Source organism: Winogradskyella sp. A3E31, assembly GCF_046720935.1.
Taxonomy (GTDB): Bacteria; Bacteroidota; Bacteroidia; order Flavobacteriales; family Flavobacteriaceae; genus Winogradskyella.
Window position 1 is genome coordinate 176,250 of the sequence record NZ_JBHNWH010000001.1, and the last position, 20,814, is coordinate 197,063.

General features: G+C 37.0%; 16 protein-coding genes. 13 read left to right on the forward strand and 3 right to left on the reverse strand.

Annotated elements, in window-relative coordinates; all coding sequences use genetic code 11:
- The first annotated feature begins 41 nt into the window (after positions 1-41).
- From ACFEMA_RS00785 to hemB, 7 genes are read left to right on the forward strand one after another with little or no spacing between them, the layout of a single operon-like run.
- Positions 42-398 carry a four helix bundle protein gene (locus ACFEMA_RS00785; protein WP_411766054.1) on the forward strand — a complete coding sequence of 119 codons (357 nt, stop codon included), beginning with the start codon at positions 42-44 and terminating at the stop codon, positions 396-398.
- Positions 399-438: 40 nt separating this feature from the next.
- Positions 439-1,464, forward strand: coding sequence for a uroporphyrinogen decarboxylase (hemE, locus tag ACFEMA_RS00790; RefSeq protein ID WP_411766411.1), 1,026 nt, complete (start codon positions 439-441; stop codon positions 1,462-1,464).
- Positions 1,457-2,224, forward strand: a complete 768-nt coding sequence (locus tag ACFEMA_RS00795; protein ID WP_411766055.1) for an EI24 domain-containing protein — start codon at positions 1,457-1,459, stop codon at positions 2,222-2,224. Before hemE ends, ACFEMA_RS00795 begins: the two co-directional genes overlap by 8 nt.
- Positions 2,221-2,760 (forward strand): GNAT family N-acetyltransferase, encoded by a 540-nt coding sequence (locus tag ACFEMA_RS00800; RefSeq protein ID WP_411766056.1) that lies wholly within the window; start codon positions 2,221-2,223, stop codon positions 2,758-2,760. Before ACFEMA_RS00795 ends, ACFEMA_RS00800 begins: the two co-directional genes overlap by 4 nt.
- Complete coding sequence (gene hemF, locus ACFEMA_RS00805) at positions 2,750-3,652, forward strand: oxygen-dependent coproporphyrinogen oxidase (RefSeq protein WP_411766057.1); 903 nt, start codon at positions 2,750-2,752, stop codon at positions 3,650-3,652. Before ACFEMA_RS00800 ends, hemF begins: the two co-directional genes overlap by 11 nt.
- Positions 3,643-4,599, forward strand: a complete 957-nt coding sequence (locus tag ACFEMA_RS00810) for a DUF4421 family protein (protein WP_411766058.1) — start codon at positions 3,643-3,645, stop codon at positions 4,597-4,599. Before hemF ends, ACFEMA_RS00810 begins: the two co-directional genes overlap by 10 nt.
- 11 nt (positions 4,600-4,610) lie before the next feature.
- Complete coding sequence (gene hemB, locus ACFEMA_RS00815; protein ID WP_411766059.1) at positions 4,611-5,603, forward strand: porphobilinogen synthase; 993 nt, start codon at positions 4,611-4,613, stop codon at positions 5,601-5,603.
- A 38-nt stretch (positions 5,604-5,641) separates the two neighbouring features.
- Here hemB and ACFEMA_RS00820 read toward each other — a convergent pair whose 3' ends face one another.
- The gene (locus tag ACFEMA_RS00820; RefSeq protein WP_411766060.1) at positions 5,642-6,064 is read right to left on the reverse strand and encodes a DoxX family protein; all 423 of its coding nucleotides are present in this window, start codon (positions 6,062-6,064) and stop codon (positions 5,642-5,644) included.
- A 167-nt stretch (positions 6,065-6,231) separates the two neighbouring features.
- On the opposite strand from ACFEMA_RS00820, the gene ACFEMA_RS00825 reads away from it, so the two are divergent.
- From ACFEMA_RS00825 to ACFEMA_RS00850, 6 genes are all read left to right on the forward strand, one after another.
- Positions 6,232-6,924 (forward strand): Ig-like domain-containing protein, encoded by a 693-nt coding sequence (locus tag ACFEMA_RS00825; protein WP_411766061.1) that lies wholly within the window; start codon positions 6,232-6,234, stop codon positions 6,922-6,924.
- A 10-nt stretch (positions 6,925-6,934) separates the two neighbouring features.
- On the forward strand, positions 6,935-7,804 hold the full coding sequence (locus tag ACFEMA_RS00830; RefSeq protein ID WP_411766062.1) for a hypothetical protein: 870 nt from the start codon (positions 6,935-6,937) through the stop codon (positions 7,802-7,804).
- A gap of 77 nt (positions 7,805-7,881) precedes the next feature.
- Positions 7,882-9,000: a CNNM domain-containing protein gene (locus ACFEMA_RS00835; protein ID WP_411766063.1), complete on the forward strand. Its 1,119-nt coding sequence runs from the start codon at positions 7,882-7,884 to the stop codon at positions 8,998-9,000.
- The gene (locus ACFEMA_RS00840; RefSeq protein ID WP_411766064.1) at positions 9,000-9,473 is read left to right on the forward strand and encodes a methylated-DNA--[protein]-cysteine S-methyltransferase; all 474 of its coding nucleotides are present in this window, start codon (positions 9,000-9,002) and stop codon (positions 9,471-9,473) included. Before ACFEMA_RS00835 ends, ACFEMA_RS00840 begins: the two co-directional genes overlap by 1 nt.
- A gap of 74 nt (positions 9,474-9,547) precedes the next feature.
- On the forward strand, positions 9,548-10,051 hold the full coding sequence (locus tag ACFEMA_RS00845; protein WP_411766065.1) for a hypothetical protein: 504 nt from the start codon (positions 9,548-9,550) through the stop codon (positions 10,049-10,051).
- 1 nt (position 10,052) lies between these two features.
- Positions 10,053-10,766: a 3'-5' exonuclease gene (locus ACFEMA_RS00850; RefSeq protein ID WP_411766066.1), complete on the forward strand. Its 714-nt coding sequence runs from the start codon at positions 10,053-10,055 to the stop codon at positions 10,764-10,766.
- A gap of 54 nt (positions 10,767-10,820) precedes the next feature.
- On the opposite strand, the gene ACFEMA_RS00855 is transcribed toward ACFEMA_RS00850, so the two are convergent.
- Together ACFEMA_RS00855 and ACFEMA_RS00860 are read right to left on the reverse strand one after the other, a co-directional pair.
- Positions 10,821-16,145, reverse strand: a complete 5,325-nt coding sequence (locus tag ACFEMA_RS00855; protein ID WP_411766067.1) for an immunoglobulin-like domain-containing protein — start codon at positions 16,143-16,145, stop codon at positions 10,821-10,823.
- 177 nt (positions 16,146-16,322) lie between these two features.
- Entirely contained in the window at positions 16,323-20,717 is a 4,395-nt protein-coding gene (locus tag ACFEMA_RS00860; RefSeq protein ID WP_411766068.1) for a fibronectin type III domain-containing protein, read from the reverse strand.
- Positions 20,718-20,814: the final 97 nt, after the last annotated feature.

Here is a 20,814-nt window from a genome sequence, read left to right on the forward strand (position 1 = left end):
TGGCTGTTGGAAAACTTAACTTTAAATCTTGAGGGCAAAAAATGAGAAATTTCAGAACGCTTGATATATGGAAAAATGGAATTACAATCGTAAAGCAGATTTATATTCTTTCTCAGCAGTTACCAACAGAAGAAAAATTTGGTTTAAGGAGTCAAATAACTAGAGCCGCAATTTCTATTCCTTGTAACATAGCTGAGGGTTGTAGTAGAAATAGTGAGCTAGAATTCAAGAGGTTTCTTGAAATTGCTATGGGTTCACTTTTTGAAGTGGAAACACAATTAATTATTTCACAAGAATTAGAATTTATATCTGAAGAAGATTTAAAAAGCATTTTTGAACTTCTAAATAAAGAGGCAAAAATGATAAATAGCTTAATAAATAGAATTAAAAATAGCTGATATGCCATAGCTAAAAGCGAAAGGCTAAAAGCTAATACCTATCATGAAAAACGACTTATTCTTAAGAGCATTAAAAGGTGAAACCGTTGAGCGCCCACCCGTTTGGATGATGCGTCAAGCAGGACGGTATCTACCAGAATTTATGGAAATAAAGGCAAAGTATGATTTCTTTACACGTTGCCAAACTCCAGAATTAGCAAGTGAAATTACTGTGCAACCCATTCGTAGATACGGTATGGATGCAGCGATATTATTTTCGGATATTTTAGTGATCCCACAGGCAATGAATATCGAAGTGCAGATGAAGCCAAACTTCGGCCCTTATCTGCCTAACCCAGTACGTTCCCCAAAAGACGTTGATAATGTTATTGTCCCGGATGTCAAAGAAGAATTAAATTATGTCTACCAGGCTATAAAAGCCACTAAGGAAAAGCTCAATAATGAAATTCCTTTGATTGGTTTTGCTGGCTCTCCATGGACAATTTTATGTTACTGTGTGCAGGGTCAAGGTTCTAAAAACTTTGACAAGGCAAAAGAATTTTGCTTTACAAATCCTGTTGCTGCTCATCAATTATTACAGAAAATTACAGATACCACCATTGCCTATTTAAAAGAAAAGGTAAAGGCGGGGTGTAATGCCGTTCAGGTTTTTGATTCATGGGGTGGCATGTTATCCCCAGTGGATTATCAAGAGTTTTCGTGGCAATATATTCAACAAATCATCGATGCATTAAAGGACGATGCCCCAGTGATTGCCTTTGGTAAAGGGTGCTGGTTTGCCTTAGGTGAAATGGCTAAGTCTGGTGCTTCTGCTCTTGGTGTTGATTGGACTTGCTCTCCAAAAAATGCACGCTATTTAACTGGAGGTAATATTACTCTACAAGGTAATTTTGACCCTACACGTTTATTTTCTCCACCTTCTGAAATCAAAAAAATGGTGCATCAGATGATTGATGAGTTTGGAAAAGACAAATACATTGTAAATTTAGGTCACGGTATTTTACCAAATATTCCGTTGGAAAATGCCAAAGCCTTTATTGACGCTGTAAAAGAATATCATGTTTAAAAACATATTTGACGCGATTAAATCGTATTCAGGAGTATTCAGATTAATGTCTGAATTGAAGCTCTGGAAGTATTTTTTTATTCCGATTATTATCAGTGTTATTACGGCGAGTATCATAGGTATAACGGCTTATGGACTTTCTGATAATATCGGAGGTTTTATTGCCCAAATCTGGCCTTGGGATTGGGGAAAAGAAGGCTTTGCCACTGTGTCAGGGATAATTGGTGCCATAATGATTTTGGCTATTGGATTCATTTTGTATAAGCACATTATTATGGCGCTGTCCGCACCATTTATGAGTCCGGTTTCGGAGAAAATTGAAGCACATCTATTAGGCCACAAAAATCATGCGCATAGAGACACCTCTTTTAGCGAACAATTATGGCGAGGAGTTAGAATAAACATTAGAAACCTGGCTAAAGAACTACTGATTTCCATTCCTATTCTTTTATTAAAGTTTATTCCTGTTGTCAATATATTTTCAACGATACTATTATTTTTAGTTCAGGCGTATTACGCTGGTTTTGGTAATATGGACTACACTCTAGAACGCCATTTTAAGTACAGAGAAAGTATTCGTTTTGTAAAAAAATATAGAGGAGTTGCTATTGGAAACGGTATTGTGTTTATGCTGTTTTTGTTCATTCCTGTAGTTGGGATTATTTTGGTGTTGCCTATGAGTGTAACGGCCGCAAGCCTTAAAACGGTTGAATTAATTCAGAATGAAAATACACCAATTCAAAACAACGTTGTTCAATGATTGTGGTAGATGACATAGAAATTGCACCTATCAAAACTCATGATGCTTGGAAGTTGTGTGATTTTGTATGTGCTAACGAATCACATTTAAAAAGATATTTCCCAAAGACTTTAGAACAAAATTTAACGCCTTCTTTAGCTGAACTTTTTGCCGAGAAAAAAGTAAAAGCATTTGAAAATAGAATAGAATTTCTTTTCACATTAAAACGTAATGTAACCCGTGAGTTTTTGGGTTTGATATATATTAAAGAACTCGACTGGGATAAAAAACAAGGTGAATTTGCTTACTGCATAGACTATAGATTTGCTGGCAATGGTATTACTTCCAGAAGTATCGCTGAACTATCAGATTATGCCTTTAAAGACTTAGGTATTGATACCCTCCAGATAATTGCCCACAAAGATCATACTGCAAGTATAAAAGTGGCAAAGAAGAACCATTTTAAATGGGTATCAACTCTAGAAAAATCTTATACTCCTCCAGGTGAACATCCTTTGGACATGGAGCTGTATGAATTGTATAATTATGAAAGATAAGTTCTATAACTACATACAAGATCTTCAAAATACTATCACTTCAAAACTAGAAGACATCGATGGTAAAGCTAAATTCAAAGAAGATTTATGGAAGCGTACCGAAGGTGGTGGCGGGAGAACCCGTGTTATAGAAAATGGCGCTGTATTTGAAAAAGGTGGAGTCAATATTTCTGCAGTGCATGGTGCATTACCTAAAACCATGCAGTCCTATTTCGGGGTAAAGGATGCTGATTTTTTTGCGTGTGGATTGAGCTTAGTATTGCATCCCAAAAACCCTATGGCGCCAACTGTGCATGCTAATTGGCGTTACTTTGAAATGTATGACCAAAGCGGCAAAATTGTTGACCAGTGGTTTGGTGGTGGTCAAGATTTAACACCTTACTATTTGTTTGAAGAAGATGCTAAACATTTTCATACAGTTTGTAAAACAGCGTGTGACAAACACAATCCTGAATTTTATCCAAAATACAAAGCGAGATGTGATGACTACTTTTACAATGCGCATCGTAACGAAGGTCGTGGTATAGGCGGTTTATTCTTTGATTATTGCAAGGCGGACGAGACTATGCAAATGGAAGATTGGTATAAGTTCGTTACAGAAGTTGGTGATAGTTTTTTAGAGGCTTATGCGCCAATAGTTGAAAAGAGAAAAGATGTAGATTATACCAAAGCGCAACGAGATTGGCAGGAAATTAGACGTGGTCGTTATGTCGAGTTTAATCTGGTGCATGATAAAGGCACATTATTCGGCTTAAAAACCAATGGACGAATTGAAAGCATTCTAATGAGTTTACCACCTCGTGTGCAGTGGGTTTATGATCATCAACCAGAAAAAGATAGTGAAGAAGAAAAATTATTAACTATTTTAAAATCACCTATTGAATGGGTTTGAGGTTAACCTTCATATTAATTTTTATTAATGGTGTATCCTCTTTTGGGCAAACTGACTCATTAGTTTCAAATTATATAAGAACGTTTCCTGAAAAAATCACAACCCGTATCTCATTAATCAACACCTCAAATTCATTTCAGATTAGAGATAAATCTTCAAACTCTTTTTTTGATTTAAAACCCAATGAACGCCAATACCTTGGTGCGTCCATTTTGTTTAGGTCTGTTGAAATTGATTATGGTTTTACCCCTAGTTTTATAAAGGAAAATAAAGATAATGAAGACTCTAAATTGTTTAATCTCAATTTCAGAATGTTTTTGGGACAATGGATGCAAACCTTGGATTTCTATAAAGAAAAAGGATTTACGGCGAGCAATGGCCAAAACACAATAGAGCTTCCAGAGTTTAAGACGCTTACTTTTGGTGGGTCAACAAGTTATATTTTTAATCCCAATTTTTCATTTAGAGCTATAGGTTTCCAAAACGAATGGCAGAAAAAAAGCGCAGGTAGTTTTGTGCCAAGGCTCTTTTACTATTATACCATTTTTGACCCTTCAATTCCTCAGACGAGTGAAGGATTCAGCAATACCCACTCTATAGACCTTGCAATTGCACCTTCTTACTATTACAATTTTGTGTTAAATGAAAACTTCCTATTTGGGGTTGGTGCTGGATTAGGGATTGGTATCAACGTTAATGATTTTGATGACAAGATTGTCACGACTGCTTTGTATGAATATTTAGGGAGAGCTGTTTTGGGCTACAACTCCGAACGGTTTTTTGCGGGAGTCAATTCAAGTCTTACTATTTTTGATCATAATGCCGATAGAGAAACACGAATTAAGGACAATATTAGTTTTGTAGAATTTTATATTGGTTATAGGTTCAATGCTCCAAAATCATTCATAAAACTAGCAGACAAAGTAAATAAGACTCTTGGTCTATAAATTTAATAACTATGTTTCCAATAAGAAGAAATAGACGCTTAAGAACAACAGAAGGTATAAGAACTTTAGTAAGAGAAACTTTTATCTCACCAAACGATTTTTTAGTGCCGTTGTTTATTGTGGAGGGTAAAAATATAAAAGAGGAAATTCCTTCAATGCCTAACTATTATCGGTATAGCTTAGATTTGCTTAAAAACGAAGTAAAATTGTTATGGGATTTAGGTTTAAAATCAGTACTTCTTTTTGTAAAAGCACCCGATAATCTCAAGGACAATAAAGGCACAGAAGCCTTAAATTCTGAGGGTTTAATGCAACGCGCTATAAAGACTGTGAAGGATGTTTGCCCAGACATGTTAGTGATGACAGATGTTGCTTTAGACCCTTATTCATCTTATGGACATGATGGCATTATCGAAGGAGGGAAAATCATAAACGATGCTACAGTAAACGTTTTAGCAGAAATGAGCCTTAGCCATGCACAAGCCGGAGCTGATTTTGTTGCACCGAGTGACATGATGGATGGTCGTATTATCGGGATTAGAGAAGCACTTGACCAATCGAACTTTATAGATACGGGCATTATGAGTTATTCTGCTAAATATGCCTCTTCTTTTTATGGCCCGTTTAGAGATGCATTAGATTCTGCACCCGTGGACATGAACAACGTCCCTAAAGACAAAAATACCTATCAAATGGACTTTGCCAATAGAGACGAAGCCATACGAGAAACAGAAATGGACATTAACGAAGGTGCGGATATTGTTATGGTAAAACCAGGTTTGTGCTATCTAGATATTGTCCGTGATATAAAAAACACGTTTAATATTCCTATTGCAGTTTACCAAGTCTCTGGAGAATATGCCATGCTAAAGGCAGCGGCCGAAAAAGGATGGTTAGACCATGATGCTGTAATGCTAGAACAAGTGACCGCCATAAAACGTGCAGGAGCAACTATTATAGCGAGTTACTTTGCTAAGGATGTTGTGAAATTACTAAATGGATAGTCTGCTTATACTATTCAAGATTGTCAGTCTGATTTTTTTTACTGCTGCATTTTAAGGTATTTGTCTACCGAATGTTTCCCTGAGCCATAAACCAAAAAGAAAATACTAATAATCAAAACGGTTAGGGCAAGTATTAAATTAGACGTATCCATTGGGCCGATAATGTTGATTAATACCGCACCAATTAAAATCGGTAATTGAGCAATAACTGCCCAACGGGTCAGCAGTCCAAAAACAATTAAAAACCCTCCGACAAAATGAGCAGGTGCAATGTAATGCACCAAAAAAACATCTCCTATAAGTGGTTTAATAGGCTCGTAAAGCTCTAACAGTCGAGGTAGGTTAGACATAAAATAGACCCCTTGATAAAACAAGGTTATCCCCAATGCAACTCTTAAAAAATCTATTGAATAATAGCTGTTTTTATTAGCCCATTTATTAAGTGACTTTATTGTTCCCATGGCTAAAAAGGTATTTGTTGTGTGCTATCTAAGGTACTTATTTTTAATTTAATAGTGAAATTAAATATGTATCCCATCTATTTACAAAGACTTGGCGAAATTAATTAGTAGTTAATCTGTGTAAGCAGAAGTGTATTAATACGACTACCGTATTAAACCTTCTGAATATGAAAAAAATAACACTCTTGTTTTTTTTAGTTTCTACTTCTTTATGTTTTAACTGTATTGGTGAAGATGTTATTAATGACGAAGTAACTCCTGAGGTAAGAATATTAAATCCCATCGAAAGCCTTAGTGTTTCTGAGACCTACCAACTTAACGCCACCTTCTTTAATAATGTCGGTCAAATTGAAAATTCTACCATTAATTGGTCTAGTTCTAATGAAAATGTTGCGACTATTGATGAGAATGGTGTAATCTCTGGACTATCAGAAGGAGAATCCACAATAAAAGCATCAGTAAATTTTAATAACTCACTCGTTGAGGATAGTTCAACCATAACCGTTATTATGGGAGAGGTTGACACCCCAAATACATCAGGCAAATCAGGAATAATAGAAACAACGAGCAGTTATACCTTAACGGGAAGTTTTACTCTTTCCGAAATAGAAAACTCAGATGACCTCTTGCTATCTATTGCGGAAGACTATAACGCTTCTACCAGTCTGCCTGGGCTGTATCTATATTTAACAAATAATCCCAACTCTGTTGCCAATGCGCTTTCTCTAGGCCCCGTAGTTGTGTTTAATGGTGCGCATTCTTACACCATAACAGACACAGGTATTAACGACTACTCCTATCTTTTGTATTGGTGTGAACCTTTTAGTGTAAAGGTTGGTGGTGGCACCATAGACGATTAAAATGCAATTAATGGATTATTTAAAAAAAAGTACATGTATTCTTGTTATTAGCCTTTTGTGTTCAACAGCTGTATTTTCTCAATGGACGCAACAAAAAGGAAAAGGCTACTATAAACTTTCAGCTTGGTATTTAGAAACAGATCAACATTACACAGACACAGGGGAGATTGACCCTAATGTGACGAGAGGTAACTTTAACTTGAATTTTTACGGGGATTATGGGTTGACTGATGCCTGGGATATTATAACCTATATTCCATTTTTTGCAAGAACCTATCAAAATGATGTTATCTCTGGCACAACAGGCGAAGTCATTGAAGAAGGAGAGGCGGTAAACTCAATTGGCGATATAGATATCGGAATAGAATATAGTATTTTTAACACTGATAACATCTCTGTATCTGGTACATTAATTTTTGGATTACCAACGGGCGAAAGTGATGGCGGTTCGGATGGAAGTTACCAAACTGGTGATGGTGAGTTTAACCAATTCTTAAAACTTGGTGCCGGTATTCCTTTTAACCTCAGTTCAATTCCTTTTTACTCAAAAGCCTATTTGGGTTACAATAACAGAACGGAAGACTTTTCTGATGAGTTAAGAACTGGTTTTGAGATTGGGGCAAATCTCTTTAACAATAACGTTTGGTTGATCGGGCGTTCAGATATTGTGAAGTCTCTTAAAAACGGAAACAAAAATGCTCAAAACTCTCAAGGCAATATTTTTGCCAACAATGTAGAATATATTAGCCTTGGCGGCGAACTCAATTATTATTTCACAAAATCCTTCGGGGCGTCATTTGCTTTTACGGGGGCAGTTAGCGGCCGTATTATCGCTGCTAATCCAACAATTACGGCTGGTGTTTTTTTAGATGTTAAATAAAGCATGCTCAACGAACATTCTTTGCGACGTGTAAAATTCATTTCGTAACTTCGTAGCAACTAATTCAATCCTTTTTAATGGGCTTACTCATTTTTTACGCTACCATTTCTATTTTCTTTTCTTTCTTATGTTCTATTTTAGAGGCAGCACTGTTAAGCGTTACCCCAACCTTTATTAATTTAAAAAAGAATCAGGGTAAATCTTATGCTGAGAATTTAGAAGCATTAAAAAATGATGTCGACAGACCTCTAATTGCCATACTTACACTAAATACCATTGCGCACACCGTGGGTGCTATTTTAGTAGGTGTACAGGCTAAAGTTGCCTATGCCAACCTTTATGGAACTGAAACTCATTCTGTTCTAGGTATAGAATTTACAGAAGATGTTATGGTAGGATTGGTATCTACCATTATGACGATATTAATTTTAGTGGCATCAGAAATTATCCCTAAAACTATTGGTGCCACCTATTGGAAACAGCTTGCCAATTTTACAACCAAAGCTCTAAATGTATTAATCTTTCCATTACAATACACAGGCATTCTTTGGGTGTTACAATTAACCACTAAACTTATTGGAGGAAAAGGACACGGCAGTGTTTTTAACCGGGAAAGTTTTGTCGCCATGACCGAAATAGCTCATGAAGAAGGAGTTTTTGAAGAAAGCGAAAGTAAGGTCATTAAAAATCTGCTGAATTTTAAAGAGGTACAGGCAAAGGATGTTATGACACCACGAACAGTTATGAAAACAGCCGATCAGGATATGACGGTAGAAGATTTTTTTAAGGCCAATTCTAACATCCGGTTTTCAAGGATTCCTATTTATAAAAATGACCGAGACAACATTGTCGGTCTGGTTTTAAAAGATGATGTATTTAAAGAAATGGCACTTGATAATGCCTCAAAAACCTTAGAAGAAGTTAAGCGTAATATTATTGTGGTTAACCGAAGTATGCCGATTCCGACCCTTTTTGAACAGTTGGTAGAAAATAGAAATCACATGGCTTTGGTTGTCGATGAATATGGTTCTGTTAGCGGTATTGTTACTATGGAAGATGTTATTGAAACGCTATTAGGACTAGAAATTATGGACGAGAGTGATAATATTTCGGACCTTCAATCCTTAGCACGTAAGAGTTGGGAGTACCGTGCCAAACGTCTCGGTTTGATTGAAAATGACAATCCTGAAAACTAATGGATGACTGCTGGATTAAAACCCCTTTAGGCCATGCCCATATCGTTGGTGATATTGATGGTATATCCTCCGTTTCCATTCACGATTATTCTTCTGAATTATCTACTGAAATACCAGAATCACTTTTAGACTGTGTTACACAACTTAAAGCCTATTTTAATTCTAATCTAAAATCGTTTGACTTAAAGTTAAACCCTGAAGGCACCTCATTTCAGAAAAAGGTCTGGCGGGCTTTAGAACGTATCCCTTATGGTACATCTTTGTCGTATCTACAACTTTCCAAACAATTGGGAGATCCAAAAGCTATAAGAGCAGTTGCCAATGCTAATGGTAAAAATCCACTTTGGATTATAGTGCCTTGCCACCGTGTTATTGGTAGCGATGGTAGTTTAACGGGTTATGCAGGTGGACTTCACCGAAAGCAGTGGTTGTTAAATCATGAAAGTGAAGCCAAGCAACAATCTTTATTTTAAGACATCTATTATCTTGATATTGTATATATTAGTATCTATAACCATCGACAGCTAAAATAATCTCAAAACAATAAATGAATAAGCATTGGGATGAAATATCTAAATCAATAAAAGAGAATAAGCAACATTTAACAGCTGATAGACAATCACAATATGCTATTGAAGCATTTCTAGGAAAACTTTGGATAGAGAACACAGTTGACTATATTATTCAACTAAAACCTGAATGGAATTTAGCAGTAAATTCATTGCGAATTCTGGAATCCGAACATGCTACAGACTACGCATATAGTATATATAACAATTCGAAAGATAAAGATGATTGTCGATTGGCAGTTCTAATAATAAAAGACATTGCTCACCCAAAATCATTATATTGGGTTGAGGAATTTTTAAATGATGAAAATGTTGCTGATTTTGGACTAGGTGTTCTAGACCAATTACTTTTTAGAGAGAAAATTGAAACTAGCCAACTAACTAAATCTTTACTAAATATCGCTTTGGAAAAATGGGATGGTAGATTGAAAGAAAATGTAGAATTTATTAAAGGGTATTTATTAGATAAATCTAATTTTTGACATGATCTCAAAACTAAATCTCGAACATATATTATTCCTGGATATTGAAACAGTACCGGAAGTTGAACACTTTTCGGAATTAGAGGAGGCTAAACAAGATCTTTGGGAGAACAAATCGCGCTATCAACGCAAAGATGACTTTACAGCCGAGGAATTTTATGATAGAGCAGGGATTTGGGCCGAATTCGGGAAAATTGTATGTATCTCTGTGGGCTACTTCAACATTCAAGGAGATGTAAGAACATTTAGAGTGACTTCTTTTCATGGTGAGGAAGTTAAAATATTGAAAGATTTTAAGAGCCTATTAATTTCGCATTTTAGTCAGACAAAACATTTGCTCTGTGCTCATAACGGTAAGGAATTTGACTTTCCATACATCGCTCGTCGTATGATTATTCATCATATAGAATTGCCATACAAGCTAAATCTCTTTGGTAAAAAACCTTGGGAAGTCCCACATTTAGATACTTTAGAGTTATGGAAGTTTGGTGACTACAAATCCTACACGTCTTTAAAATTATTGACTAATGTTTTAGGCATTCCGTCTCCTAAAGAGGACATTGACGGCTCAGATGTGTATGCTGTATTTTACAAAGACAAGGACATTGACAGAATAGTAACCTATTGTGAAAAGGATACCATAGCGGTTGCCCAAATTTTTCTTCGCTTAAGAGGAGATGATATCTTAGACGATTCCGAAATTCTTCATATATAAAAAAGCTCAGAAAAAATTTCTGAGCTTTTATCAATGGCTAAGTTTAAATAGATGTTATTCCTTAATAAATTTCTGTCTTAAAATTTCATTACTATTTCTAAGCTCTATAAAGTAAACCCCTTTTTGAAGGTTAGTAACATCTATTTTATCGGTTGTAGTACCGTTAAGCATTCTTTTACCTAGCATGTCATAAACTGTAAAAGTAATTTCTTCATTAGAATTGGCTTTAATATTAAGATAGCCATCCTTAACTGGGTTTGGATAAATACTTATCCCCACTTCAACCAACATCTCTTCTGGCCCTTTCTTAACAAACTCAATAGTGTCTTTTGGACTTGCTTGTCTTGCTGCCGCACTAGAATTGATTCCTGTAATAATCACTTGGTCAATATAAACTTGATCATTTTTACTAGAGCCATTACTTTGAATTCTAAATTGTGCGTTTGTCGGTAAATTGAAAGAACCTCCGTTTATGGTAAACGTCGCCTGGTAAAAATTACCAATAGTAAAATCCGTGCCAGCAACATAGCTTCTCACTGTTGTCCAAGAGCTTCCGTCAAAATATCTCAATAATACGGATTCTCCGTTATTATAATTTGTGGTTAATAAATAGAAGCTGATTTCTACATCATTAAAACTCGAAACGTCTAAAGTTGGGGACGTTATAGAAGATGATACCCCAGAGTTATCTCTAAGCCTTATAGAAAAGAAACCTTCAAAAGAATTGGACGATTGCATTCTGGAAGCATCCTTACCTCCTTCTGTCCAACCATCGAGTCCGGTTTCAAAATAGCCTTCACTTAATATTTGGTCTAATGGTAATGCATTAACATTAACCGTTCTGTTCACTGACGCATTATTTCCCGCAGAATCACTTACACTATAGGTCAACACATAAGTCCCTGCTATTGCTGTATTTACAGAGCCAGTTATAACAATACTAGACGTTAAATCTCCATCGACATTATCTGTTGCCGTAGCGCCTAATTCGTTATAAGTATCTCCAACATTAAGGTCTATGACCGAAGCACCATTTAATGTAATAACTGGCGGTGTTGTATCTGCATTGACGTTAACTGTTCTATCTTCTGATGCTGAATTACCAGCCGTATCACTTACACTATAAGTTACTGTGTAAACTCCTGCTGTATTGGTATCGACTATTCCTGTAATAACAATATTTGCTGTAAGATCCCCATCGACATTATCTGTTGCTGTGGCTCCCAACTCGTTATATATATCACCTACATTTAAGTCAATCACGGAAGCTCCATTTAAAGTAATAACTGGTGGTGTGGTATCCGCATTAACGTTAACCGTTCTATCCTCTGAAGCTGAATTACCGGCCGTATCGCTTACACTATAGGTTACTGTATAAACTCCTGCTGTATTGGTATCGACTGTTCCTGTAATTATAATATTTGCTGTAAGATCTCCATCGACATTATCTGTTGCTGTAGCACCTAATTCGTTATAAGTATCTCCAACATTGAGGTCAATTACTGAAGCGCCACTTAATGTAATAACTGGTGGTGTTGTATCTTCTATCACATTTACTGTTCTATCAACAGAATCTGAATTGCCAGAAGAATCACTAACACTGTAGGTTATTGTGTACACACCAGCTGTGTTTGTGTCGACTGTGCCAGAAATAACAATACTTGAGGTTAAATCTCCATCAACATTATCCGTTGCAGTTGCTCCTAATTCGGTATACGTTCCGCCGACATTGACATCGACGGTTGCATTGCCATTTAAGGTAATAACAGGAGGTGTTGTATCTGCGTTTACATTGACTGTTCTATTTTCGGATGCTGAATTACCAGCAGCATCACTAACACTATAAGTAACTATATAAGTGCCAGCAGTATTGGTATCGACTGTTCCTGTGATAACAATATTTGCCGTAAGGTCTCCATCAACATCATCCGTTGCAGTTGCACCAAATTCTGTATAGGTTTCTCCTACATTCAAATCAATGACCGAAGTCCCATTTAAAGTTATAACTGGTGGGGTTGTGTCTGGATTTACAATAACGGTTCGTGTTTCTGTTGCTTCATTCCCAGCACTATCACTAACGGTATATGTAATAATATAAGTCGCAGCGACATTAGTATTGACACTTCCTGTAGTGATGATATTAGCGGTAATATCTCCATCAATATTATCTGAGGCCGTTGCTCCTAACTCGGTGTATGTATCTCCAACTGTTAAGTTGATCGTTGAGCTTCCATTTAACGTAATGGTTGGCGGGGTTAAATCTGGGCCAGACGATATGCCTTTGATAATGACGGCATCTATATATACCTTATCGTTTTTTGCTGACGCATCACAACGAATTCTAAACCGTGCATTGGTAGGGAAATTAAAAGACCCTGAATCTACCACAACTGAAGCAGTATTAATTGGTCCATCAACAAAGTCTACCCCATTAACATAAGTGGCTATTGTTGTGTAAGTGCTTCCATCAAAAAATTGCACCCAAAAATCATCACCGCTTTCAAAACTTGAAGACACATAGCTAAAGTCTATTTGAAGGCTGTCAAAGTTCGTAGCGTCAATACTTGGCGATGTCATAGAAGCTGAAGTACCTGAATCTCTTAATTGAATGGAGTAAAAACCTTCTGCAGAAAGTGTTGATTGCACTCGACTAGCATCTCTTCCTCCTTCTGTCCAACCGTCTAAACCTGTTTCAAAATAACCTTCACTTAAAATGTTATCATCGGTTGTAAACTGTACTGAGCTACTAAAAGCTGAACTTGTTGTGTCACATTTTGAATTGACCTGCACTTCGTAAGTTGTACTAAACGATAACCCATTTATGGTAAAACTAGTCGAAGTTAAGTTTGAAACTGTTACCCAATTTTGAGCACCTATTATGCGATATCTTAAATCATAAGTTGCTGATGGAACAGTATCCCAATCTACAGTAGCGGAAGTTGATGTGACATTTGAAACGGCAACATTGCTTGGTGGATTTGAAGCATTACAAGGAATTTCAATACTCGTCACTTTAAAATCATCGAACGTAAAGCCTTCAAAATTTACATTAGCATAAGAATCTTGTCTGTTGCTACTATCTGTTCTAAAATCGAACCTAAAATAAACCGTTGATTGCCCCAATAAAAAGGAATTACTCGTAGCATCAATGACCACTTCTTCCATATTCCAACGATCCTGAGTATCACCATCATACAATGGTTCATTGTCTGGCTGGAAATCGTTATCAGATCCCGATTTACCAGAGTATGTATTGTTAATGTCTGGAGCTCCTGGCTTGGTTAATTTTCCGCAAATCGGTGTCCATGTTGTTCCGTTGGTTGACGCTTCTAACTGCACATAATCAAAACTTCGCTCTAAATCCCACTTCGCATAAAACTGAACTATTGCAGTTTCTGATCCTGATAAATCAATAGGACTCGCTAAGGTTATTTGTTTGTTTTCAAAATTACTGTAAGAGCCCGAAGCTGTACTTGTAATTGCAGTACTCCCAGAAAATGCATCAGAGGTTGTTGACCATGTTCCTCCGCTCGTTGTCCAATTGGACAAAGCAGTAGCATCAGGGTTGTCAGCAAACAATACAGATGGATTGTAAATTTTCTTCACAGTGGTTTCGTATAGCACATTATCCGTAGCATAGTCGTTTGTTAATGTTACTATATATTCAATTTCATCATTTGGCTGAATATTAGAGTCTAATGTGTAACTGATATTGACGTTGTTTTGTTGTAATACCGTCATCCCCGATTGTACACTTGGTGCTCCTACAGAAACTAAATTAGACGATACTGGTGTTACAGTAACTGTAAACGTACTTGCTTTTTGCCCGAGGTTTTCAACAGCAAAGCTTAGGTTACCTGATAAACTGGTAAAATCACTTTGGCTTAAATCATGAAGTTTTGCATACTTACCACTAAAATAAGCGGCCATAAAATTCATACGCATCGCACGCTTTGCGATAGGCACAAAGTTTGAAGGCGAAGGCCAAAATCCACTCCCAGTTGCACCAGCTTCGGCACTAGATCCGTTTTCTGGAGTCCAAGACAATGTGTTTTTTCCAGATCCCGTACCTGTTGGGGTGCCGTTTGCACTGACACCTGCTGGTCCGCCAAGCATCCAGTCGTTCATGTTCCCACTATTTAAAGCACTGATTGATGTACTTGGCCCATGAGCATAACGGTTGAAATACGTCATTTCGTGGTTATACTTAGAATACTCATCTGGTCTTGGGTTGGTGATTGTCGTGCCAGCATAGGCATGTAGCATTGCATTTTTAAATGAATGATGGTTTAAAGCCAACTCAAAATCGTGCTGTAAAAAGAAATCACGCATAATTTGAGTTTCTGGTTCAGAGAAAGGAGCAGTTCCTAAATAGGTCTGGCTACACGGGTTGGTTGAAGCTCCTCCATTACCCCAATAATACGCTGAGTTTCTATTTAAATCGATACCATAATCATCAGAAGTACTTACTGTACCACAAGCTCCTGCACTTACATTTCTGTTCTTTCTTTGAAGTCCTCCTCCATTTGGCGCGATATTTTGGTTGTGTACAAATCCGTCTGGATTAAAAACAGGGATAAAATATAATTCCTGATTATTAACTAAAGCTCTTATCGCAGGATCTGAATCATAATTCTCTAAGATATACCACATAAAAAACAACTGATTCATTACAGTAGCCGATTCTCGAGAGTGTATTAATGATTGGTATAAGGTTTCAGGCTCGTTTTCATCGACATCCGGATTATCTGAAATCCTCACATAATATATCGTTCTACCCTCTACAGAAGTTTGGTTTGTTGGGGAAGCATCCGTCCGCGCAGAAATTAAATTAGGGTACAATGCTCGCATATCATCGAGCTCTTGCATTACCATATCCAACGTCAAACACCCACCAAACGAATTAGGGGATGGGTTTGGATTAAGGTTAAAGTTTACCGGCACTGCCCAATCAATTTCGTCACAGTCATTGTGCTGACCGACATTATTAATGATTTCATTCAGACTATAAGAACGCTGAGCCATCGCCTGCTGTTTCATCTGCTGTAGCTCTTGTCTCGCCTGAGGTAATTCTTCTTCTGCTCTTTTGCTGTAAAATGTTTCCAAATCATCAATAAGGACAGAATAACCTATTCCACGTTGTTCTAAGTGAGATAATTCATTTGTGTTTAACTCAATCTGTAATTGATTATCAGTAAAAATGGCTCCGCAGGTTAAATCGATGCCTGCGTCTTGCATTTGGTTGACAAGGTTTGAGTTGATTCCATTAATCAAGACCCGCTTATAATTAGCTTGTTGATTAGAGTTCGTAACTGAGTTCTGTGCAAATGAAGTCATTATGCCTAGCATAATGATACTTAGGAGGGAAAGTAGTCTCATAGAATAATTAAAGTTGAGTTAAATAGCATTGCCAAAGTAGAGATTTGACAAGTATGATTTTTTAATTAAAGTGTTAAAGTTCTCAACAATTCTATGAACGTATTACGGAAAAACCGTAAAAGATAAAGCCAGACCAATGTTGGTCTGGCTTTATAACTATTTAAAAAGTTATTATATTTAATTCTTGATTAATTTATGCATTTCTCTTAATCCGTTTGATGCGACCAATTCAACCATATAAATACCATGGCTCAAACGCGAAACATCGATTTGCTTTTCAAACATTGAATTTGAAATCGAACGCCACTGTTGCTTTTGAATAACCTTTCCTCTTAGATCATAAATATTTAAGGTGACATCAACAGTTTCATTTTCTACATCCAACCCAAGTCTAATATTTAACTCGGTATTTACAGGATTAGGGAATACAGCAAAATCTTTTATTGATGTATTTCTTCCTGAGTTAAAACTCGTAGAGTAACTTTGATTATTAGCAGTTGCTCCAGGATTTTGTGCACAAAAATCTATACTAGAAAGAGAAACACTCAATGACGCCGTACTTCCTGATACACCATTGCTTAATGACACGGTCACTTCAGAAATGAAATTAGAAATGGTCACATTAGCCGTACTCTGGTTAGCACCACTGTACGAATTAAATGATTGTGTTTGACCATTAGCACCAACATACGTTACGGTTGCTACTTCTTCATATCTATTGCTTGGTTTACCATTAACTCTAGCGTCTAATCCAGAAATACTAAAGCTGACATCTTTAGACAAACTAGTGAAGCTAAAACTTACGGAGTTAGAACCGCTTCCGGAATGATTTAACGTACTAGGGCTAAAACTACCGCTACCACTAGTACAATCACAATCATCAGGTACACCATTACCATTAAGATCTATAGTATCATCACCTCCTGGGCAAATATCATCACCGTCGCAAACACCATCACCATCAGAATCAGCATAAGTACCAGCACAATTACAATCAGGACCATATACATCGTTTATGGTGCAGTTATCCCCATCATCACAGCTAGTGCCGATAAGACTGTCATCAAGTCCAGGACATTGATCATCTTCATCGCAAACACCATCACCATCAGAGTCCGTGCAATTTAATGTTACGCACGAATCAACTGAGCTTAATGTAACACTGGTATTAAAGTTTCCTCCTAAACCATCAGACAACACAACAGTAACAGATTGTATAATGCCTGTTATGGACACATTAACCGTATTTGTTGTATCACCCGTAAAAGTTCCATAATTCTGAGAAACCCCATTATCATCGACGTAAGAAACAACGACTTGATCTATAAATCTATTTCTAGGATTTCCACCTGTTCTCGCATTTAATTCGGAAACTGTAAACGAAGCGTCTTCATGAGTGCCTCCCGTAAAATTAAGCGTTGTGCTTGTTGACCCAGAACCTGAGTGGTTTAAGGTATTTGAATTAAAGTTACTTGTCGTAGGACTACATTCTACGTTAGTGGTAACAGAAACACTATTGCTTTGAGCTGAAACATTTCCAGACGTATCTCTAGCACTTACAGTAAATGAATACGTCGTATTTTGTGATAAACCTGTTACTTGATGTGAGGTTGAACTCACAGTAGCAATAAGGTTTCCATCTTGAAATACATCATAATCTGCAACAGCTACGTTGTCTGTAGATGCGCTCCATGATAAATCTACTGAAGATGCAGTAACATTACTTGCTGATAAATTAGCAGGAATTGAAGGGGCTGTTGTATCCGGATCTAAAGTTGTTGCTTGTGTAGCAGCACTTTGGGCTGAATCATTACCAGAAGCATCTCTTGCTAAAACCGTATAACTGTAAGTTGTGGATACAGAAAGCCCTGTAACTGATAAATTTGTTGAAGGTGTTGTACCTATTGAATTTCCATCTTGAAACACTTCATACTCTGAAACACCAACATTATCTGTAGATGCATCCCAATTTAAATCTAAACTGTTTGTTGTAATATTCGAGGCAACAAGATTTTGAGGTACAGAAGGTGCTTCAGTATCTGGAACCGTCGTTGCCGTAAACTCACCTGTAAAGACACCACGGCCATAAGTTGAAGCAATAATTTTGTTGTTATTATTATCCCCATTAACCGCCCAATAATCAAAAGCTGTTACACTTACATCACTCATGCCATTATAGGCTTGTGACCAAGATGGGTTAGCAGCATTAAAGTCTGATGTTGACCAAACCCCAAGTTGCGTCGCCAAAATAGCTTCGTTTCTATTTAATGGGTTTTGAAGAATGTCTCTTACTGGGATATTTGGAAGGCTACCTTCTTTACTTACCCAACTAGAACCTCCGTCAGAAGTAGCCCAAACACTAGTTACACCATAATTATGAATCGTTACAAAAATATCATTCGCAGTTTCACCATAACGTACTGAGGAAACAGAACCTACAAATGGTGTGTTTATAGTTGTAAACGTTGCACCACTATTAGTTACTCCTGTAAGCCTTAATAAACCTCCGTTGGCTGTACCAACATACCAAGTATTAGTTTCAAAAGGAGATGCTCTAAACGCTGTAGGTTTAGCATTTAAAGAAGCACTTGTTAATGTTCCACTACTAGTCGTTGCAACATTAATGCTTTTTATTCTGTATGTGGTTCCTGCAGATGCATTAGATAAAAGTCTATTAGCATCACTATCATAATCCATTTGGTTCACAAAATCCCCTGAGGATTGATCGCTCGATAATGTTGTTGCACCACCTTGCAGTCTTCCTTGACCATTCCATGGCAGACTAAAACGATAGATTACGTTGAAAACATAGGTCGCAATCATGTACTGCCCATCTTTATCAACAAACGTATAAAAACCATCTCCATCACTTAATTCTTCCGAGCTATTGATACCAGGCCCAGCGTTTCCATCTCTAAACGCCTGTGTTCCATTATCCTGAGCACCAGCTGAAAATATTCCTACTGTATCACCTGCTCCATCAGGACCAATGCCCGCTTTTACAAATTGAGTAACATTATAATTGTTGTTTCTCACTCCAATAGTACTACCTGCATTTGCTGAATAATATACCCCGCCATCGTTTCCGAATAACATTTCGGATGAAGAGTTATTTCCGAAGGCAATAGAATGTTGGTCTGCATGTACGTACTGATAACCAAATCCTCCGTACCAATGTGATAGCTGAGACCATGAAGACCCCCCATTTGTGGACTTGAATAAATCGATTCCCCCAACGTAAAGAATGTTATCATTAGCAGGATCTGCCTCTATCACTAAATCATAAAATGCTTGTCCACGACAGAAATCATTAGAAGCAATACCCGTATCAGCATCATTTGGTAAACTTGTAGACGAAATACTTCCAAAAGCATTTGTTGTTTCATATATATGAACAGGAGCACTAACACCTTCTGTTAATGCATAAAATTTATTAGGGTTTGAAGCAGACGGTTCAATCTCTACACGATCAGAATCTGCTAAAGGAGAAGCTCCTGCTTCTGTCCAAGTTGTTCCATTTGTAGAGCTATAAACTTTTCCACCACCAGATCCAAAGGCATTGCCTATAGACCCCATCCAAAGCTTGTTATCTGCACTAACTTCAAAATCGTTTGGAATGACATAATAATTATTACCGCCTGTATTATTCGCAACGAGGTTGGATGATTCTATTCTATTCCAAGTAGAACCTCCATTAGCTGAATGGTATAAACCAGCAGTCTGAAGACCTAACCAATTTGATGGGTTTGCTGCATCGCCGTATATCGTAGCTCCAACACCAACAAATAATTCTGTATTACCGTTATTGTCCCATGCTAAGACATCGTTCACATAAAACAAGCCAGATAAAAATAAGTTTGTAGCACTATACTCAAAAGTTGCTGCTCCAGCAGCTGGAATATTAACAGAATTCCAAGTTGTACCTCCGTTAGTGGTTACATAAACCCCATTACCGACGACATCGCCTCCTGTATATTGCTCACCAGTACCGACGAACCAACGGTTAGAGTTGTTAGGATCTACTGTAATTGAAGTCACAGAAAGATTACCAGGAACACCTTCTACACGAGCCCATTGCGATGATGAACTCGAAATGTTTGTGTTTATCCATAATCCACCACTAACTCCACCTGCATACACCGTGTTGTTACTTGCATCATTAGGGTCGAACATAATAACCCTTGTACGTCCACCTACATTATTAGGCCCTCGTTCTTCCCAGTCATTACCTGCTTCTCCAGGGTTTCTTTGAGTCATGCGCTCTTGTAAGAGTTGTTCTCTTATTTGTGTTAAACCCTCAGTCTCTAATTTACCTGTAGCAGGGTTGATGGTTAGCTCCCACATTTGTTCAAAATATCTGTTAGGAGGTAAACCATTAAGTTTTCGTTTCTTCTTATCCCATTTAAGGGTTTCTTTAAATGGTGAATTTGCCAATAATGCTTCATGTGCCTTACGCTGTTCTTCAATTGTAAGGTTTGTTTCAGATTGTTGGGGCATCCAAAAAATACTTGTCGCAATTATTGCTGTAAGCACAACTAGGCATCCGCCAATTACTCGTAATTTTTTTGTCATTATTTATGGTTTTAAAAAAGAAAAATAAAATGAATAGATCATCATTTTTTATAAGTTCGGCTGAAAGTATTAAAATTCTGTTAAAAGGACAGCTTAT

Excerpts from the sequence above, each read along its gene's own strand:
- ACFEMA_RS00800 (WP_411766056.1), top strand. The coding sequence starts at position 2,221 with ATGATTGTGGTAGATGACATAGAAATTGCACCTATCAAAACTCATGAT.
- hemF (WP_411766057.1), top strand. The coding sequence starts at position 2,750 with ATGAAAGATAAGTTCTATAACTACATACAAGATCTTCAAAATACTATC.
- ACFEMA_RS00830 (WP_411766062.1), top strand. The coding sequence starts at position 6,935 with ATGGATTATTTAAAAAAAAGTACATGTATTCTTGTTATTAGCCTTTTG.
- ACFEMA_RS00860 (WP_411766068.1), bottom strand. The coding sequence starts at position 20,717 with ATGACAAAAAAATTACGAGTAATTGGCGGATGCCTAGTTGTGCTTACA.
- ACFEMA_RS00795 (WP_411766055.1), top strand. The coding sequence starts at position 1,457 with ATGTTTAAAAACATATTTGACGCGATTAAATCGTATTCAGGAGTATTC.
- ACFEMA_RS00825 (WP_411766061.1), top strand. The coding sequence starts at position 6,232 with ATGAAAAAAATAACACTCTTGTTTTTTTTAGTTTCTACTTCTTTATGT.
- ACFEMA_RS00810 (WP_411766058.1), top strand. The coding sequence starts at position 3,643 with ATGGGTTTGAGGTTAACCTTCATATTAATTTTTATTAATGGTGTATCC.
- ACFEMA_RS00840 (WP_411766064.1), top strand. The coding sequence starts at position 9,000 with ATGGATGACTGCTGGATTAAAACCCCTTTAGGCCATGCCCATATCGTT.
- ACFEMA_RS00845 (WP_411766065.1), top strand. The coding sequence starts at position 9,548 with ATGAATAAGCATTGGGATGAAATATCTAAATCAATAAAAGAGAATAAG.
- ACFEMA_RS00850 (WP_411766066.1), top strand. The coding sequence starts at position 10,053 with ATGATCTCAAAACTAAATCTCGAACATATATTATTCCTGGATATTGAA.
- ACFEMA_RS00820 (WP_411766060.1), bottom strand. The coding sequence starts at position 6,064 with ATGGGAACAATAAAGTCACTTAATAAATGGGCTAATAAAAACAGCTAT.
- ACFEMA_RS00785 (WP_411766054.1), top strand. The coding sequence starts at position 42 with ATGAGAAATTTCAGAACGCTTGATATATGGAAAAATGGAATTACAATC.
- hemB (WP_411766059.1), top strand. The coding sequence starts at position 4,611 with ATGTTTCCAATAAGAAGAAATAGACGCTTAAGAACAACAGAAGGTATA.
- ACFEMA_RS00835 (WP_411766063.1), top strand. The coding sequence starts at position 7,882 with ATGGGCTTACTCATTTTTTACGCTACCATTTCTATTTTCTTTTCTTTC.
- ACFEMA_RS00855 (WP_411766067.1), bottom strand. The coding sequence starts at position 16,145 with ATGAGACTACTTTCCCTCCTAAGTATCATTATGCTAGGCATAATGACT.